At 73.6% G+C, this 2042-nt stretch carries 3 protein-coding genes; 2 read left to right on the top strand and 1 reads right to left on the bottom strand.

The window, feature by feature from the left end:
- Both AC2VNT_RS00710 and AC2VNT_RS00715 read left to right on the top strand, forming a co-directional pair.
- On the top strand, positions 1-557 hold a 557-nt coding region (locus tag AC2VNT_RS00710; RefSeq protein WP_486945033.1), incomplete at its 5' end, for an aminotransferase class I/II-fold pyridoxal phosphate-dependent enzyme.
- A gap of 17 nt (positions 558-574) precedes the next feature.
- Positions 575-1009 (top strand): HIT family protein, encoded by a 435-nt coding sequence (locus tag AC2VNT_RS00715; protein ID WP_486945034.1) that lies wholly within the window; start codon positions 575-577, stop codon positions 1007-1009.
- Positions 1010-1142: 133 nt separating this feature from the next.
- On the opposite strand, the gene AC2VNT_RS00720 is transcribed toward AC2VNT_RS00715, so the two are convergent.
- A partial coding sequence (locus AC2VNT_RS00720) for an MsnO8 family LLM class oxidoreductase (RefSeq protein ID WP_486945035.1) occupies positions 1143-2042 on the bottom strand: 900 nt, incomplete at its 5' end.

Raw genomic sequence — 2042 nt, forward strand, 5'->3', positions numbered from 1 at the left:
TCCACGCCCCGCTGGTCTACGGCCGCCCGCACGTCGCGGCGGCGTCGGTCTCCGCGGCGGCCGCCGACACGGTGATCACGTTGATGTCGGCGTCCAAGGGCTGGAACCTGCCCGGCCTGATGTGCGCCCAGGTGATCTTCTCCAACGACCGCGACGCGGCCGAGTGGAACCGAATCAACATGCTGCACAAGGTCGGCACCTCCACCGTCGGCCTGCACGCCAACATCGCCGCCTACACCGACGGCGGCGACTGGCTGGACGAGCTGCTGGGCTACCTGCAGGCCAACCGTGACCACCTGGCCGACACCCTGCCGGCCGCGGTCCCCGGGCTGCGGCTGACCCGGCCGGAGGCCACCTACATGTCCTGGCTGGATTTCCGGGGCCTGAACCTGCCCGACGAGCCGGCGACATTTCTGGTGAACGAGGCCAAGGTGGCGGTCAACCCGGGCATCCCGTTCGGGGCGACGGTCGGCTCGGGCTTCGGCCGACTGAACTTCGCCACCCCCCGGGCGATCCTGGACCGGGCGATCGACGCGATCGCCGGCGCGCTGCGTTGAGCGGCTACCGTGGCGTGATGTCCTGCGTGTTCTGCGCGATCGTCGCCGGCGACGCCCCGGCCGTCCGGATCCACGAGGACGACGACTACCTGGCGATCCTGGACATCCGGCCGTTCGCCCGCGGCCACACCCTGGTGCTGCCGAAGAAACACACCGTCGACCTGACCGACACCCCGGCGGCCACCGTGGCCGGGATGACGGCGCTCGGTCAACGGATCGCCCGGGCGGCGCGCGCCTCCGGGCTGCCCGCCGACGGCAACAACCTGGTGGTCAACGACGGCCGGGCGGCGTTTCAGAGCGTCTTCCACATCCACCTGCACGTGCTGCCGCGGCGCAGCGGCGACAGGCTGTCGGTCCTCGCCGGCATGGTGCTGCGCCGCGACCCGGACCGGGAGCAGACGGCGCGGCTGCTGCGGGATGCGCTGGCGGAGCTCGACGCCGAGCAGGATTGACTCATGGACGTCTCCCGATTGGTCGAGCTGCACACCGTCGGCGCCAAGACCGGCCTGGCCCGGACCACCCGGCCGATCCCGGTCGTCGTGCTGACTCCGCGCTGACGCCCCGGCGTCGCCCGCCGGCCCAGCCTCAGAACAGCTCTTTGGCCAGCAGCTCGCAGGTGCGCTCGCGGCCGGGGCTGGTGGCCGGGTCCGCCCCGCGGTGCGCCGAGGCCACCGGGTGCACCATCACCTCGTCGACGCCGAACCGCTCGGCCAGCGCCCGCAGCTGCTCGGCGGCCTCGCTGGGTGTGCCGACCACCGCACGGCGCAGCGCCGCGTCGGCGACCCGCTGCTGAGCTTCGCTGAGCCGCACTGCCTGGGCGTCCTCCACCAGGTCGAGCGGGCCGAGCGGCTCGCCGGTGCGCAGCCGGGCCATCATCTGCAGGTTCGGCAGCACCGATGCGGTTGCCTCGTCCCGGGTCTCGGCGACCACCGCGTTCACCGTCAGGAACGTGGTCGGCTCGGCGCAGAGCTTCCCCGGCCTGAAGTGCTCGCGGTAGTAGGCCAACGCCTCCTCGGTGCCGCGTCCGGAGAAGTGGTGGGCGAAGACGTACGGCAGGCCCTTGGCGGCGGCCAGCCGCGCCGAGTACATCGACGAGCCGAGCAGCCACAGCCGCGGCTCGCTCACCGCGGCCGGGGTGGCCCGCAGCCGGTAGTCGCCGGAGCGCAGCGGGATCCGGGCGCCGTCGCGGCCCATCAGCGCCGCCACGTCGTCGAGGTAGTCCGGGAACTTCTCCAGGTCGGCATCGTCGCGGCCGGCCGGGCCGCGCAGCGCCCACGACGTCACCGGGTCCGAGCCGGGCGCCCGGCCGATGCCCAGGTCGATCCGGCCGGGGGCGGCGGCCTCCAGCAGCGCGAACTGCTCGGCCACCGCCAGCGGGGCGTGGTTGGGCAGCATCACCCCGCCCGAACCGAGCCGCAGCCGGGTGGTCTGCGCGGCCAGGTAGGCGATCAGCACCGGCGGGCTGGTGGCGCCCACCGACGGCAT

The organism is Mycobacterium sp. TH-M15 (genome assembly GCF_057473705.1).